Raw genomic sequence first — 15603 nt, forward strand, 5'->3', positions numbered from 1 at the left:
CGCGAGCGGGGTCCTGGAACGCGGGTGCGCCGGCCCGGCGGGGCCGGTGCACCCCGCCCACGTCGATGCGCCTGCTCCCGGGCGGCGCGGCGCGCCCACGGCATCGCCCGGGACAGAGCGATCAGCGCAGCGCGGCGTTTTCGGCGCGAACCTTCTCCCGATGCCGCTCGCGCAGCGCGGCATGGTGTGGACTGCGCCGCACCACCAGGTAGGCCACTCCCAGCACCGCGAACCAGATGGGGGTCACCAGCAGGGCCTGCAGGGTGTCGGTCTTCTGGGTGAGCGCCCAGACCAGGAACACGAAGAAGGCCAGCACCGCCCAGACCGCCGGCACACCGCCCGGCAGTTTGAACGTCGACGCGGCGTGCAGATGCGGCCGCCGCTTCCGGTAGACCAGGTAGCTGGCCAGGATCATCGTCCAGACGAACATGAAGCACAGCGACGAAATGGTGGTGACCACGGTGAACGCTTCCACGATCGACTGTCCGGCGTAGAGCAGCACCACCCCGATCAGCAGGAACGCGCACGAGAAGCGCAAGGCGTTGGCCGGGACCTTGCGCCGGGACAGTTTCCCGAACAACGCGGGGGCATCCCCGTCACCGGCCAGGCCGTACACCATCCGCGAGGTCGAGTAGATACCCGAGTTCGCGCTCGAGGTGGCGCTGGTCAGCACCACGAAGTTCACCACACTCGCGGCGACACCCAGCCCGGCGAGGGAGAACATCGCCACGAACGGACTCTCGTCGGCCGAGACCTCACGCCACGGAGTCACCGCGCAGATGACGATCAGGGCGCCGACGTAGAACAGCAGGACGCGCACCGGGATGGAGTTGATCGCGCGGGGCAGCGTGCGTTCGGGATTCTTGGCCTCGGCCGCGGTGGTGCCCACCAGTTCGATACCCACGAAGGCGAAGACAGCGATCTGGAAGCCGGCCACGAAACCCATGGGTCCGGTCGGGAAGAAGCCGCCGTCGTTCCACAGGTTGGCCAGCGAGGCCGTGGTGCCGCTGTCGCCGGTGAAACCGGTGATCACCATCACCAGACCGGTGACGATCAGCGCGCCGATGGCGATCACCTTGATCAGCGCGAACCAGAACTCGGTCTCACCGAACGCGCGCACCGTGGGCAGGTTGAGTACCAGCAGGACGAGGATGCAGACCAGCGCCGGTATCCACAGCGGCAGATCCGCCCACCAATAGGAGACGTACCCGGCGATCGCCACCACATCGGCGATACCGGTCACCACCCAGCAGAACCAGTAGGTCCAGCCGGTGAAGAACCCCGCCCACGGGCCGAGCAGGTCACCGGCGAAATCGCTGAACGATTTGTACCCGGAGTTCGACAGCAGCAGCTCCCCCATCGCCCGCATGACGAAGAAGAGGAAGAAGCCGATGATCATGTAGACCAGGATCACCGAGGGGCCGGCAAGCGAGATGGTCTTACCCGAGCCCATGAACAGGCCGGTCCCGATCGCGCCGCCGATCGCGATCAGCTGGATATGCCGGTTCGCCAGTTGGCGGCTCAGCTTCTCCGGGCCGGCACCCGGATCGCTCACGCCGCTCGCGTCGTCGCCTGGATTTCCGTGGCCCTGCAGCACGGCCATATTTCTCCCTCCGGAATGAATCGGACAGCCCATTCGACCACCGGAAGCGGGTTCCTGCAGAGTGGGCGGCCCTACGGTACGCTGCCTCAACCTGCGCCCTGTGCGGCACCCGCACAACCTCGGTGATCGCATTTGCTGTGGTCAGACCGTTGAGGCGACGGTGTGGCCCGCGCCGGCGAATTGTCCGGCACCGTTGCGGTCACCGGCCGATCATCCGGGCTCGATCGCCGCGGCGCCGCCGTCACCTGATTGACTGGTCGGCTGTGTTCCGATTGATGTTCCATGAACCGCGCATACCGGGTAATACGGGCAATGCCATCCGGCTCGCCGCCGGCACGGGCAGTGAGCTGCATCTGATCGAACCGCTCGGCTTCGATATGTCGGAGGCGAAACTGCGCCGGGCCGGACTGGATTATCACGACCTCGCCTCGGTGACAGTGCATCCGGATCTGGCGACCGCGTGGAAGCAGCTGCGACCCGAGCGGGTGTACGCGTTCACCACCCGCGCCACCACCGCGCACACCGATATCGCCTACCGGCCCGGTGACATACTGCTGTTCGGCGCGGAGCCGACGGGTCTACCGGCGGAGGTGCTCGCCGACGAACACATCGACGCCGAGTTGCGTATCCCCATGCTGCCCGGCCGACGGTCGATGAATCTGGCCAACGCGGCCGCGGTGGCGGTGTACGAGGCATGGCGGCAGCACGGTTTTCCGGGCGCGGTCTGACCGGTCCGATCAGTCGTCGATCTCGAACCGTTTGTGCCGGGAGGTCGCCCCGCCGGTGAGCCGGACCACGCTCTTCGGGACGCCGAGATGCGCGGCCAGGAGTTCGGCCGCGGCCCGGTTGGCCTTTCCCTCCACGGCCGGCGCGCGTACCCACAGTTGCAGTGTGCCGTCGGGCAGGGTTTCGACCAGCGGGCCCTTCCGGCTGTTCGGTTTGATCACCGCGCGGACCGTGGTGGGCACCGGTCAGGCCCGGTCCGCGTCCGGGCCGTCCGATTCGGCGGACTCGTCCCCGGTGGGCATGGATTCGTCCGCGCCCTTCGCGGCTCGATCTGCACTCTGCGGCGTCTCGTCTCCGCCCTTCGTCGTCTCGCCCGCGCCCGTTGCTGTCAGGTCCGTGTGCTCGGCGGGCTTGTCCACCTCCGCAGCGATCCTGTTCGGTGCGTCCGCGGGCACGACAGTGGTGTGCGGAGCCTCGGGCGCCGGAGCCCGGGTCGGCGCGGTCGAGCTCCCGGCCGCTCGAGCGCCGGAACGGGCGGCGCTCAGCCGGCGGGCCAACCCGAGGACGGCGCCGACGATCGCACCGAGGAGGGCGAGGAAGACCAGCCACGGTAGCGCCTGGCCGATGAAGACCACCGCGCCCTTCAGCCAGTCGAACAGGGAGTTCCAGCCGTCCACGAGCCCGTCCCAGAAATTGGCGGGCCCGTCCTCGCCTGTCTTCTCGGCCGTGCTCTGGATATCGACGGTGAGAGTGGACAGCGAGATCTGATCGTCGAGGTAACGCCGCTGGCCGGTGAGGCTGTCCAGCTCGGCCTGCCGGTCGGCGAGCGCCTCCTCCGCGGCGATCAGATCGGCGGTGTTGGCCGCACGCGCCATGAGATCGCGCAACCGGTCCACCGAGGCCCGCAGTGCGGTGATCCGGGCGTCGAGATCCTGCCACTGCAGCGTGACGTCGTCCCGATTGGTACTCACCTGGGTGATCTCGCCGAGATCGCTCAGGCCGTCGATGAACGCGTCGGTATCGGTGGCCGGAATGCGGACGACCAGATTCGCGTGTGGATCGTCGTCGGCGGTTCCGGGGTTCTCGGTGCGCTGGTCGACTCGCCCGTCCAGTTCGGCCACCCGGTCGACCAGTGTCTGCGCGGCCGCGACGGGATCGTCGGCGGTGAGGTCGACCGTGCCGGTGACGACCTCTTTCCGATCGGCGGTTCGGTCGGCGGCATCCGGCGGGGCGGTAGGAGCCTGCTCCCGGTTCGGCGCCTTCTGCACCCGGATCCCCGGCGCGGTGGCGGGTGCGGGCGCACCGCCTTCGAAGGACATCGTCTGGTCCGCGGTGCTGGAATGGGAGTCGTCCCCGCAGCCGGTGAGCAGGACCGAGCCGCACACAACCAGAAACAACACCCCGAGCGTTCGCATGCTGGCAGCGTAATGGTCGATTTCGGGATCGGATACCGGAATCGGGAGATGCCGTCCGCGGTGTGCGGGGCCACCCCCGCCGCACGCCCAGAACTGCCGAATGATCTGGGCGACTTCGGTTATGAGGATTCGCGGTCGCGGAGTCGGTCGCGTTCGGCGGTGAGAGCGGCGTTGGTTTCGCGGAGCGTGGTGTTGGCGTCTTCGAGTTCGAGGATGCGTCCGATCGCGGTGAGTTGTATTCCTTGCCCGGCCAATTCGGTGATGCGCTGTAGGCGTCGCAGATCGTCGGGACTGTAGCGGCGGGTGCCGCCGGGGCTGCGCACCGGGGTGATCAGTCCGTACTGCTCGTAGAGCCGCAGTGTCTGTACTCCGACGCCGGCCAGTTCCGCGGCCACCGATATCGCGTACACGCCCTGCCCCGATCCGGGCAGGTAGCGGACGTGGCGGTTCGTACCCGTCACCTCTTTCCACCATCCCCTCGGTCATATTTTCTTCGTAAGACACTTGCACTCCGGTTTCCCGAGTGCTACATATTACTTGTGTCGGTTGACATAGATTATCTGGTTTCTCTTCGAGAATGAAGGAGTGAACTGGAGGTGGCGACCATGTTGATGCGCACCGATCCCTTCCGCGATCTGGACCGGCTGACCCAGCAGGTCTTCGGCACGCCCGCGCGCCCGGCGGCAATGCCGATGGATGCCTGGCGCGAGGGCGACGACTTCTTGGTCGAGCTCGACCTGCCCGGTATCGACCCGGACTCGCTGGATCTGGATGTGGAACGCAATGTGGTGACCGTGCGGGCATCGCGGCCGGAACTGGATCCGGGCCGGTCGATGCTCGCCGCCGAGCGCACCCGCGGTGTGTTCAGCCGTCAGCTGTTCCTGGGCGAGAACCTCGATACGAACGCGATCCGCGCCGACTACCGCGACGGTGTGCTGCGGTTGGTGATCCCGGTTTCGGAGCAGGCCAAGCCCCGCAAGATCGAGATCGCGCGCCACGACCACGAGCGGCAGGCGCTGACCGCCTGACCGCCGGAGTCGGCGCCGAGACCAGGAGGCCGACGATGCACACACCGACCGGCACCGGCGAAAACAGGTGGTCGAGCGTGGAGGCCCGGTTACTCGAACTCGACCCTGATCTCGAGGAGCTGTTCGCCGAGGTCGAGGAGGCACTACGGGTGGCCCGAGTGCGCTGGGCGCAGCGACTGCACACGGCCCGCGACCCGCGGCCGCGGCGCCCGGCCCCTCGGCAACCCGCTCCCCGGTGCCGCGGACGTCGCCCGGCCCCGGGCCGGACCTGCCAGCGCGGCCCGCCCGGGTACCGCTGATTCCCCGGCACCCGAACAACCAGGAAAGCGAGGTGATGCCCGTTCCTACACACTCGACACCGGGTTTGCGCCGGGCGGCAGAACGCGCCGAACCCAAAGGCCTGCATTGAAACTCAGCGACGGGTCCGCACGCAGCGGGCCGCGTGCACAGCCACCGGATGTGGCACCGCAGGCCGACCCGTTTCCGCCCCCGGCGCCGGCCTCGGTTATCGATCTCCAATTCCATTCAGCGACGGGTGGGCCCGGTCAGCGCGGTTCTTCCGGGCCCACCCGGACTTCCCCAAGGTTTTCCAGAGGCGACGCCGGCTACCTGAAGTCCCGGGAGCGTGAGGCTATGCGCATATCGAGGCGGCTCAGATGTTCGGCGTAGATGCTCACCGCGCCTTCCGCATTCTGTATCCGGCCGCGGATCAGCAGGGCCGGGGAACTCTGCGCGGTGCGGCGGTACCGAGTCCACAGCCCGGCCGAGCACACCACGTTCACCATGCCGGTTTCGTCTTCCAAATTCAGGAAGGTGACCCCGCCGGCGGTGGCGGGACGCTGCCGGTGGGTCACCGCGCCGCCGACCAGTACCCGGGTGCCGTCGGGCACCGAGAGCAGGTCGGCCGCCGGGATCACCCCGAGCGCGTCGAGGCGGGGGCGCAGGAACTGGGTGGGGTAGCTGCCGGGGGAGACTCCGGTCGCCCAGACATCGGCGGCGGCGTGTTCGAGATCGCTCATCCCGGGCAGGGTGGGGGTGGTGGTGGAGGCACCGGTCCCGGGCAGGCGGTCGGACCGCTCTCCGGCCGCCGCACCGGCCGCCCACAGCGCTTCGCGCCGGGAATATCCCAGGCTCCCGAGCGCACCGGCGGTGGCCAGGGATTCCGCCTGCGGCACGGTCATCTCCACGCGCCCGGTGAGATCGAGGAACGACGTGTAGGGCCCCCCTTCGACCCGGGCGGCCACGATCTTTTCCGCGAGGTCCGTGCCGATGGCGCGCACAGCCGCCAGGCCCAGCCGCACCTCGGCCCCGCGCCGTTCCAGGGTGGCCTCGGCCTCGCTGGCATTGATATCCGGACCGTGCACGACGACCCCGTGCCGGCGGGCGTCGGCGACCAGGGACTGCGGCGAATAGAAACCCATCGGCTGGGCGCGTAGCAGGCCGGCACAGAAGGCCGCCGGATAGTGCAGTTTGAACCAGGCGGAATAGAAGACCAGCGCGGCGAAACTCTGCGAATGACTTTCCGGAAAACCGAAATTCGCGAAGGCACGGAGTTTCTCGTAGATGCGGTCGGCGAGGTCACCGGTGATGCCGTGCAGATCCCGCATGCCCTGGTACAGCCTGCCCCGCAGGCGCTCCATTTTCTCCGGGGACCGTTTCGATCCCATGGCACGCCGCAGCTGATCGGCTTCGGCGGCGGTGAACCCCGCGACATCCACGGCCATCTGCATGAGTTGTTCCTGGAACAGCGGCACCCCGAGGGTGCGCTCGAGTGAATTGCGCAGGGCAACGTGCTCGAAGGTGACCTTTTCCAGTCCGTTCTTCCGGCGGATGTACGGATGCACCGAACCGCCCTGGATCGGGCCGGGCCGGATCAGCGCCACCTCGACCACCAGATCGAAGAACTGTCGCGGTTTCAATCGCGGCAGGGTCGCCATCTGGGCCCGGGATTCCACCTGGAACACACCCACCGAATCGGCTCGGGACAGCATTTCGTACACCCCGGGTTCGGCGAGGTCCAGGGTGTGCAGTTCGACCGTGACGCCGATGTGCTCGCGCACCAGGTCGATCATGTAGTGCAGGGCGGAGAGCATGCCCAGGCCCAGCAGATCGAATTTCACCAGACCCGCCGCGGCGCAGTCGTCCTTGTCCCACTGCAGCACGCTGCGGTCGGCCATGCGCGCCCATTCCACCGGGCATACGTCGGCGATGGGCCGGTCGCAGATCACCATGCCGCCGGAGTGGATGCCCAGATGCCGCGGCAGCCCTTCGATATCGGCGGCCAGCGCCAGTACGGGTTCGGGGATATCGGTCCCGGTTTCCGATCCGACACCCGTCCACCGGCTCACCTGCTTACTCCAGGCATCCTGCTGGCCGGGGGCGAAACCGAGTGCGCGGGCCGCGTCGCGGACCGCGGACTTCCCGCGGTAGGTGATCACATTCGCCACCTGCGCCGCGTTCTCCCGGCCGTACCGGCGGTAAACGTATTGAATGGCTTCCTCGCGACGGTCGGATTCGATATCGATATCGATATCGGGGGGTCCGTCGCGTTCCGGGGAGAGGAACCGCTCGAACAGCAATTTGTTCGCGACGGGGTCGACATTGGTGATCCCGATGGCGTAGCAGACCGCGGAATTGGCGGCCGAGCCCCGGCCCTGGCACAGAATGTCGTGTTCGTGGCAGAAACGCACGATATCGTGCACCACCAGGAAATAGCCCGGGAAGCCGAGCCTGGCGACGACCGCGAGTTCGTGTTCGAGCTGCCGGTAGGCGGCCGGATTCGCGGCGGGCGGGCCGTAGCGGGCGGCGGCGCCGCGCCGGGTGAGTTCGCGCAGCCAGGAGTTCTCGTCGTGGCCCGCGGGCACATCGAAGGGCGGTAGTTTGGGCGCGATCAGCCGTAGATCGAACGCGCATTCGCGGGCCAGTTCCACCGAATTCGGTACAGCCGATGGGAATTCGGCGAACAACCGGGCCATCTCCGCGCCCGACCGCAGATAACCGGCCCCGGTGGGGGCGAGCCAGCCGGCGAGATCGTCGAGGCTGCGCCGAGCCCGGATGGCGGCCAGGGCCGCGGCGCGGCGACTGCGATCCGGGGTCGCGAAATGTGCCGCGGTGGTCGCGATCACCGGCACACCGACCCGCCCGGCGAGCTCGGCCAGCGCGGTATTGCCTTCGTCGTCGGTGGGCAGGCCGTGCCGGGTGAGTTCCACGGTCACCCGGTCGGGGCCGAACCGTTCACACAGTTCCCGCAGCGCCGCCTCGGCGCGCAACGGCCGGCCACCCACGTGCAGATCCTGTGCCAGCGCCCGCCGCACCTTGCCTTTGCGGCAACCGGTGAGGATCTGCCAGTGGCCGCCGGCCGCCTCGGTGAGGGCATCGAGGTCGTAGCGCAGTATCCCTTTCTCCCCGGCCGCCATATGCGCGGCCGCGAGCTGCCGGGACAACCGGCGATAGCCCTCCTGTCCACGGGCCAGGACCAGCAGATGTTCGCCGTCCGGATCGGGTTCGCCGGTGCGTGGTGCCGAATCGGTGTGCCGGGCACCCGAGTCCACGAGGGTGAGTTCGGCCCCGTACACCGCCGCGATCCCGTGCTCGGCGGCGGCTTCGGCGAACCGGACCACTCCGTAGTAGCCGTTGTGGTCGGTGAGCGCGAGCGCCGAGAGCCCCAACCGCGCCGCTTCGGCGACCATCTCCTCCGGTTGCGAGGCACCGTCCAGGAAACTGAATGCCGAATGCGCGTGCAGTTCCGCGTACGGCACGACCGGACCGGGCGGGTCCGCCGGTTCGGGCAGGTACGCCCCGCGACTGTTGCTCCAGGCCGGGGCGTCACCGCCGTCGCCGGGGTACTGTCCGGGCTTCGGCCGGCCGGACAGTACCCGCTCCATCTCGGCCCAGCTCGGCGGGCCGTTGCTCCATCCCATACCGTGTCAGCAGGCCACCCGTTCGGTGGACTGCGCCTCCAGCAGTGTCGCCACATGATCCACTCCGGCCCGGATCACCCGGCCGTAGGCATCGTCGGCGAGTACGTTCGCATGCCCGCGCGCCAGCGCCAGCTGCATCCGGGCCTCATCGAAATCGCCGACGAGCCGGTGGCTGTCGGCCAGGCTCAGATACAGCGACGGAAGAAATCCCAGGAGTCCTTCGCCCAGCGGCACGCCGGGCACGAAGGCCGAGTCGAGCGCCCGCGTGTCCCAGAACAACGCGCCCTCGGGAGTGTCCTGAACATCCGCCAGATGGTGGGCCACCACGCTCCGGTACAGCGGCTCTCCGGCCGGCCCGAGCTGGTCCCACAGTAATTGCAGCGCTTGGCGCGCCGCCTCCCGATTCGCACCGCCGAGCCGCACCGCGGCATAGATATCCGCCATCCGATCGTCCGTCATGAGTTGAGTATCGCACATATGTTCGAATCTCGAGAGGTTAATTCGAACCTGTTTTCGAACGCCGAACCGACCCTGGCGGACTTTCTTACTTTGGAGTAAGTTCGGCCGGGAAGACCGCGCAAAGGGGCTGTTCATGAGCGATTCCGGGGCCGGCAAGGCCGAACACGAGCTCGCCGGACGGCATGTCCTCATCACCGGCGCCTCATCGGGTATCGGACGGGCCGCGGCGCTGGCCGTCGCGGAGAAGGGCGCCGTGGTGTTCCTGCTCGCCCGCCGCGAAGGCGAACTCGCCACCGTGGTGGCCGAGATCCGGGCCGCGGGCGGCCGGGCCTACGGCTACCCCTGCGATATCACCGACCCGGCCTCGGTGGAAGCGACCCTGGACAAGCTGTTCGGCGAGCACGACCGGGTGGACATGCTGGTGAACAATGCCGGCCGTTCCATCCGCCGGGCCATCCACCGCTCCACCGACCGGCTGCACGATTACGAACGCACCATGGCGGTCAACTACTTCGGCGCGCTGCGGCTCACCCTGGCCCTGCTACCGCAGATGCGCGAGCGCAAATTCGGCCATATCGTCAACATCAGCAGCGCGGGCGTACAGGTGGCCACCCCGCGATACTCCGCCTATCTGGCGAGCAAGGCCGCACTGGACAAGTTCGCCGAGGTCGCGGCGGTGGAAACCCTGGCCGATGGGGTCACCTTCACCACCATCCACCTGCCCTTGGTGCGGACCCCCATGATCGCCCCCTCCGGTGATCAGGGAGGCCGCGCCGAATCGCCGGAATGGGCGGCCGCGACGATCGTGCGCGCACTCACCCAGCGGCCCCGGCGTATCGACGTGCCGATCGGCACCCTCGGCGAGTACGGTGCGATGTTCGCTCCGCGTCTGCGAGACCTCGTCCTGCACCGCTACTACCGGATGATCCCGGACTCCCCCGCCGCCCGGGGCGAACAACCCGGACCCGGCACGGTCACCGCACGCGACTCCCAGGCGGACGCACCCGTCGGCCACCGCATCGGCGGTGAGCACCCCGCGCCACGGTTACGCTGGCGCCGCACCCCGCTGCCCCGGGCGGGAGCGCGGGTGGCGCGCGGTACCGGGACCGCGCTGCGGCGTGCGGCCCGCTGGGTGCCGGGCACCCACTGGTGAGCAGGCCCGCCCCGCCGTGTGTGGAAAGGAACTCCGATCGTGACCGATGAGGACCACGCCGTGTTCGACGCCGTCCTCGACCTGGTGACCTCGCGCGGGATTCCCGAGACAACGCTGCGCCGGGTGGCCGACCGCTCCGGCGTGGACGGCAAGACGCTTCGCCGGCAATACGGTAGCCAGTTCGGCCTCTTCATGACCGCCGCCAAGACACTCGAATACGATCGCGACCGCCGGCTCGCAGCGGTCGGCAGCGAACCCCGCAGCGACTCGGTGGCCGACCGGCGGGCCTACCTCGAGGCGGTCACGCGCGCGCTGCTACCCGACCCCACCGACCGACGGCTGCTACTGCGCACCGAGATCGTCGCAAGCGCCCGGCTGGTGCACGGGATGGATGTCGAAACCACAAGGATGGGCCGCTCCGACCGTGCCATCGCCGCCGCCGCGCTCACCCGGGCCGGGGTGGCCGATGTCGAGCTCGAAACAGAACGGCTGCTCGCCCTGATCAGCGGCCTCTCCTTCGAACTCGCGTATCCGCACGGCGCGGGCGAGGGTAGCGCCGATCGCGTGGTACGCCACCACATCGCCTCCCTCGTCCACTGACCGCGGCGGCGGGGTCTAGAGCTCGAAGATCCGCTCCGCGGGCGCCAGTGGCCGGAACGCCTCCGAGATCTGCGCCACCAGCTGCCAAGGACGTTCGCCGTCCACCGAGGATTTACCGTTGGTCAGGATCGCCCCGCTCAACCCGCGTTCCGGATCGGCCCAGCCGTACTGCGTGGTGAACCCGCTGCGGCCGAAATGCGCGGTCGTATCGTGCCCGAATTTCGAACGGTGCCCGCCCAATTCGTAGCCGGCCCGGCTCACCCGGCCCGCCACCCCGGGGACCCGGGGCGCGGGACGTACCGCGTCGCGCACTGTTTCGGCCCGCATGATCCGGACACCGTCGAGTTCGCCTCCGCGCGCGAGGATCTCGTAGAACCTGGACAGTTCGGCGGCGGTCGTGACCAGATTCCCCGACGGCAGTTCGGCCGTGAGGAAGGAGCGATTCGATTCCCGGTTCACCGCGTCCGAGGCAAACCCACCGCCCAGCGCGCGTCCGGCGATGAAGGACGCGAACTTCGACGGCGGGGGGCCGGTTTTCACGCTCGGCACCACCGCGTCCACGTCCTCCGGCCGGACGCCCAGATTCGTCCACCGGAAGCCCAGCGGTTCCAGCACCTGTTCGGCGAGATGATCCTTGAGCCGCTTACCGGTGACGCGCTGCACCAGCAGCCGCTGGATGAGCCCGCTGGTCAGGGCGTGGTAGACGCGGAAACGCCCGGCCGGGTAACTCGGCTTCAGATCGATCAGACCGCGCAGGCACAGTTCCTCGTCGAATACCATTTCGTGCCCGCGGTAGGGGCGCGTCACGAACGGGACGCCGGCGGTATGGGTGAGTACGTGCCCGATGGTGATCGCCGCCTTGCCGTTGGCGGCGAACTCGGGAATGTAGTGGCTGACCGGATCGTCGAACGCGAAGGCGCCCTGCTCGATGAGCATGAACATCACCGCGGCGGAAACACCTTTCGCGGTGGAGAATCCGCAGAACGGCGACTCCGTGGTCACCGGGACGCGCTCGGTATCCGCGGCGTCGCCGGGCGCGTTGCCCCGGCTGTGGCCGATCGCCCGGTTGAGCACGACCCGCCCGTTGCGGCGCAGGCAGACCTGGATCGCCGGGGTGGCACCCAACCGGTACCAGGCCCGCACCGAGTCCCAGATCGCTTCGATTTCCGCCGGGCTCGGCCCGCCGGGGCCGGCATCCTCCTCCGGGCCGACAGCGGTGATGTCGTCCAGTTCGGCGGCGACCGGGACCAGGAGCGCGGTATCTGCCTTCACACGCCCCAGGGTAACCATGCCGCCGAAGCGGCGACGGCTACCGAACTCCCGTGGCGCGACCGCCCGGCGCTCCGGCCGGGGTGGGCCGCGCGCCGACCACCGACCACCGGTGACCAGGCGGTCGGCCGCCCCCAGTAGCAGTGACGGAGATCACCCATGGTCGATCCGGGGAATTGTGCTCTGATCAATGCGACGACCGCTTGTTCCCCCATCTGCCGGGAGGTGGCCATGACATCGGTGGACACGCGCCTGTCCCGGGCGCATATCTGGTTGCTCGCCTTGTCGTCGATGGCCGTCGCTCTGGTCATCGCGGCCATGGCCGCCCTCTACACCGCGCTTCCGGAGATCGCCGCCGATACCGGCGCCACCCAGCAGCAGCTCACCTGGGTGGTCGACGGCTACACCCTCGCGCTGGCCTGCCTGGTCCTGTTCTCCGGCGCGCTGGGCGACCGGTTCGGCCGCCGCATCATGATGGTGCTCGGCCTGGTGGTGTTCGCGATCGCCTCCGCGGTGCCACTGGCGCTGGACGCGCCGCATTGGATCATCGCCTCGCGCGCCGTCGCGGGGGTGGGCGCGGCGCTGGTCATGCCGTCCACCCTTTCCCTGCTCACCGGCGGATTCCCGCCCGAACGGCGCGGAGTTGCCGTCGGGCTGTGGGCAGGAGTCGTCTCCGGTGGCGCGGTCCTGGGCATTCTCGGCTCCGGGCTGCTGCTGCAGATCTGGAGCTGGCAGGCCATCTTCCTCGCGATGACGGTGGCCGGCGTCGTCCTGGCGCTCGCCGGCTGCACGGTTGCCGAATCCGTGGACGACACCCGGCCACCGCTGGACTTCTGGGGCGGTCTCACGGTGTCGGTCGCCGTGGGCGCCGTCGTGGTCGGGGCCATCGAGGCGCCGGTGCGCGGCTGGACCGATCCGCTGGTACTGGGTTTGTTCGGCATCGGGATACTCGCCGGAGTCGGGTTCGCGACGGTCGAATTGCGGGTCCCGAATCCGCTGTTGGATGTGCGGCTGTTCGCCGACCGCGGCTTCGGCAGCGGCGCGGTGAGCGTCGGCGTGCAGTTCCTGGTCGCCTTCGGCTACTTCCTGCTGTTCGTCCAGTACATGCAATTGATCTTCGGGTACTCGCCGCTGATGTCCGCGGTGGCGATGGCGCCGATGATCGCGCCGCTGATCGGTATCTCGGTCGTCGCCCCACGGCTGGCCGAACGGTTCGGCCTGCGCCTGCCCACCTTCCTCGGCCTGCTGTGCGTCGGTAGCTCGCTCATCCTGGTGTCGCGGACCACGGTGGACAGCACCTACCTCGATGTCCTCTGGCCGCTGCTGATCCTGAGTACCGGCCTCGGTCTGTGCACCGCCCCGGCGACCGCCGCGATCATCAACGGCACACCCCCGGAGAAACACGGAGTGGCCTCCGCGGTCAACGACGCCTCCCGGGAGGTCGGTGCGGCCATCGGTATCGCGATCTCCGGCAGCATCCTCGCCGTCGGCTATGCCGACCGGATCGCCCCGGCACTGCCCCGATTGCCCGAAGCCGCCCGCGACCCGGTCGGTGATTCGCTGGCCGCCGCGCTGGAGGTCGCCGAGCGGGGAGGTCCGGCGGCCGCGCCGCTGGCGGCTTTCGCCAGGGAAGCCTTCGTCCACGGCGCCGCACAGGCGGCGCTTGTCCTGGGCATCCTCACCGTGGTGATGGCGTTCGCGCTGGGCGCGTGGGCACCCGGGCGCAGGACCGCCCGCACCGATTCAACCGCCGACGACGCCGTGCTGATGAACCGATAGCCACAGCGCGTACCCCAGCAGGGCCTGCGTCTCGTGGATCCGGTGCGCACAGCGCGAACCGACCACCAGACACCGGTCGACCGTGTCACCGGCCACGAACGCGCCGCCGTCGCAGCCGGCGAAACCGATCGTGTACATCCCGCGCGCCCGGGCCTCCGCCAGCCCGGCCAGCAGATCGGGCGAATCGCCGCTGGTCGACATGGCCACCGCGATATCGCCGGACCGTGCGCGCGCGGCCAGCTGGCGCGCGAACACGGATTCGAACCCGATGTCGTCGCCGACCGCGGTGAGTACCGCCTCGTCGGCCGACAGCGACGACGCCGGCAGCGCGGTACCGTCCGGCGGCCGGGCGAACAGGGCCGCGAGCGTAGCGGCATCCGTGGCGCTGCCACCGTTACCGAAGGTGAAAAGCCTGCCGCCGTCGGTGAAGCGCCGCGCCATCTCGCGGGCGGCCGCGGCGACCGGTTCCGCATTCGCCGCGAGTGCCCGCGTCTGCACACCGAAGCTCTCCGCGGCCCGCGCCCGCGCGCACGCGGCCAGTTCGCCGAGCAGCGCATCCGTCTCGCCCGACCTCGTCATTCGTCCTCCAGCCCGGCCGTGCTCACCGCCATACCGGCGTGCACCAGCACCAGATCGCCGGGCCGTACCGGCTCGACGAAGGTCGTCATGACGGTTTCGGTTCCCAGCGGCGTACGGATACGCGCCGTCCCGTCGCCGAGCGGCGTCACCACCTCCCCGAGCCTGCCCTCTTCGCGGCGGACTTCCCGGTGCTCCGGTCCATGCTCCGGCGCGACCAGGTCGGGATGCGCGAAACACCGCTGAGTGAGCTCCCACAGCAGGTGATAGAGCAGTACCAGCTCACCCGCGGCCGGCAACCGGGACTCCGGGCCGTCCAGCCACAGCAGATGGTCGGCGAGCCCGGCGGCCGGCCGCGGGCCCGACCCGATCCAGATGGTGTGCACACCCCAGGCCGGGCTGCGCAGCAACAGCGACCGCACCTGCGGCTCGTGCGCGGCGGCGACCGCGAGCACCATATCGCCGGGGCGCGCCGAAACACGCGCGGTATCCACCAGATAAGGTCCGGTCAGGGCGGCGGCGGGCCGGGCCTGCACACCGGCGGCCGCCGGATGTACGAATTCGACGGCGATGTGCTGGGCATGCGGTTCCCCGGAGGGCGCCACACACCACAACGCCGCGCCGGCCGCGAACCGCCGGGCCAGCGCCAGCGCCGCAACCGCCAGGTCATCGGCGAGGTCGGGACGAAAAGGTATGGCCGCCAAGGGTTCGTTCACCACGGCATCACCCCGCCGGCAGCCACGACCGGGGCTCCACCGCCGTAGTCGGAGCTCTCGCTGATCCGGCCCGGAATGCCCCAACACATCGCAGTCCTCCTCTAGCGAACAGTCTCGATGACCGAATTACGGTGGCGTGTCGACGTTTCCGCGCACCGACCGTTGTCCAGCCCTATCGGTGCGGTACTACCCGGCTGTTACGAAAATACGAATGGAGGTCGCGAACCGCGCTCGCCACACCGGCCTGCGCCGGGCGGGCAGACGGAAGAAACCGCCGCGGTGCGCCCTGACAGCGCGCTACGCTCCCGGTCGCGGGGCCGTGCTGAAAAAGAGCGCCCGGCTGCCCGGACGTCTTGTCC

General features: G+C 69.1%; 14 protein-coding genes and 1 pseudogene. 6 read left to right on the forward strand and 9 right to left on the reverse strand.

Features of this window, described 5'->3' with window-relative positions:
- Positions 1–121: 121 nt before the first annotated feature.
- Positions 122–1603 (reverse strand): D-serine/D-alanine/glycine transporter, encoded by a 1482-nt coding sequence (gene cycA / locus NS4_RS16680; protein ID WP_063060463.1) that lies wholly within the window; start codon positions 1601–1603, stop codon positions 122–124.
- Between the two features lie 263 nt (positions 1604–1866).
- Between cycA and NS4_RS16685 the strand changes: the two genes are divergently transcribed.
- Entirely contained in the window at positions 1867–2331 is a 465-nt protein-coding gene (locus NS4_RS16685) for a tRNA (cytidine(34)-2'-O)-methyltransferase (protein WP_063060464.1), read from the forward strand.
- A gap of 9 nt (positions 2332–2340) precedes the next feature.
- Here NS4_RS16685 and NS4_RS16690 read toward each other — a convergent pair whose 3' ends face one another.
- The 3 genes from NS4_RS16690 to NS4_RS16700 form a co-directional block, all read right to left on the reverse strand.
- Positions 2341–2571, reverse strand: coding sequence for a DUF167 domain-containing protein (locus tag NS4_RS16690; protein ID WP_063060465.1), 231 nt, complete (start codon positions 2569–2571; stop codon positions 2341–2343).
- A 3-nt stretch (positions 2572–2574) separates the two neighbouring features.
- Positions 2575–3744 (reverse strand): DUF4349 domain-containing protein, encoded by a 1170-nt coding sequence (locus NS4_RS16695; RefSeq protein ID WP_063060466.1) that lies wholly within the window; start codon positions 3742–3744, stop codon positions 2575–2577.
- A 119-nt stretch (positions 3745–3863) separates the two neighbouring features.
- Positions 3864–4205, reverse strand: coding sequence for a MerR family transcriptional regulator (locus tag NS4_RS16700; RefSeq protein WP_245665459.1), 342 nt, complete (start codon positions 4203–4205; stop codon positions 3864–3866).
- A 129-nt stretch (positions 4206–4334) separates the two neighbouring features.
- On the opposite strand from NS4_RS16700, the gene NS4_RS16705 reads away from it, so the two are divergent.
- Both NS4_RS16705 and NS4_RS32250 read left to right on the forward strand, forming a co-directional pair.
- Positions 4335–4772 carry an Hsp20/alpha crystallin family protein gene (locus NS4_RS16705; RefSeq protein WP_174552103.1) on the forward strand — a complete coding sequence of 146 codons (438 nt, stop codon included), beginning with the start codon at positions 4335–4337 and terminating at the stop codon, positions 4770–4772.
- 35 nt (positions 4773–4807) lie between these two features.
- Complete coding sequence (locus NS4_RS32250) at positions 4808–5071, forward strand: hypothetical protein (RefSeq protein ID WP_157106086.1); 264 nt, start codon at positions 4808–4810, stop codon at positions 5069–5071.
- Positions 5072–5377: 306 nt separating this feature from the next.
- Here NS4_RS32250 and NS4_RS16710 read toward each other — a convergent pair whose 3' ends face one another.
- The gene (locus NS4_RS16710; protein WP_063060468.1) at positions 5378–8692 is read right to left on the reverse strand and encodes an error-prone DNA polymerase; all 3315 of its coding nucleotides are present in this window, start codon (positions 8690–8692) and stop codon (positions 5378–5380) included.
- Positions 8693–8698: 6 nt separating this feature from the next.
- Entirely contained in the window at positions 8699–9151 is a 453-nt protein-coding gene (locus tag NS4_RS16715; RefSeq protein WP_063060469.1) for a hypothetical protein, read from the reverse strand.
- A gap of 169 nt (positions 9152–9320) precedes the next feature.
- Here NS4_RS16715 and NS4_RS16720 point away from each other — a divergent pair.
- A pseudogene (locus tag NS4_RS16720) lies at positions 9321–10304 on the forward strand (SDR family NAD(P)-dependent oxidoreductase); the annotation flags it as partial.
- A 39-nt stretch (positions 10305–10343) separates the two neighbouring features.
- Positions 10344–10904, forward strand: coding sequence for a TetR family transcriptional regulator C-terminal domain-containing protein (locus NS4_RS16725; protein WP_063060471.1), 561 nt, complete (start codon positions 10344–10346; stop codon positions 10902–10904).
- 15 nt (positions 10905–10919) lie between these two features.
- On the opposite strand, the gene NS4_RS16730 is transcribed toward NS4_RS16725, so the two are convergent.
- Positions 10920–12176 carry a serine hydrolase domain-containing protein gene (locus tag NS4_RS16730; RefSeq protein ID WP_245665461.1) on the reverse strand — a complete coding sequence of 419 codons (1257 nt, stop codon included), beginning with the start codon at positions 12174–12176 and terminating at the stop codon, positions 10920–10922.
- A 228-nt stretch (positions 12177–12404) separates the two neighbouring features.
- Between NS4_RS16730 and NS4_RS16735 the strand changes: the two genes are divergently transcribed.
- The gene (locus NS4_RS16735) at positions 12405–13952 is read left to right on the forward strand and encodes an MFS transporter (RefSeq protein WP_063060473.1); all 1548 of its coding nucleotides are present in this window, start codon (positions 12405–12407) and stop codon (positions 13950–13952) included.
- On the opposite strand, the gene NS4_RS16740 is transcribed toward NS4_RS16735, so the two are convergent.
- The gene (locus tag NS4_RS16740; protein ID WP_063060474.1) at positions 13917–14531 is read right to left on the reverse strand and encodes a D-sedoheptulose-7-phosphate isomerase; all 615 of its coding nucleotides are present in this window, start codon (positions 14529–14531) and stop codon (positions 13917–13919) included. The two genes, NS4_RS16735 and NS4_RS16740, sit on opposite strands and share 36 nt — an antisense overlap.
- Positions 14528–15244 carry a hydrogenase assembly protein HupF gene (locus NS4_RS16745; protein ID WP_063060547.1) on the reverse strand — a complete coding sequence of 239 codons (717 nt, stop codon included), beginning with the start codon at positions 15242–15244 and terminating at the stop codon, positions 14528–14530. Before NS4_RS16745 ends, NS4_RS16740 begins: the two co-directional genes overlap by 4 nt.
- Between the last annotated feature and the right edge of the window lie 359 nt (positions 15245–15603).

It is taken from the genome of Nocardia sienata NBRC 100364 (assembly GCF_001613205.1).
Taxonomy (GTDB): domain Bacteria; phylum Actinomycetota; class Actinomycetes; order Mycobacteriales; family Mycobacteriaceae; genus Nocardia; species Nocardia sienata.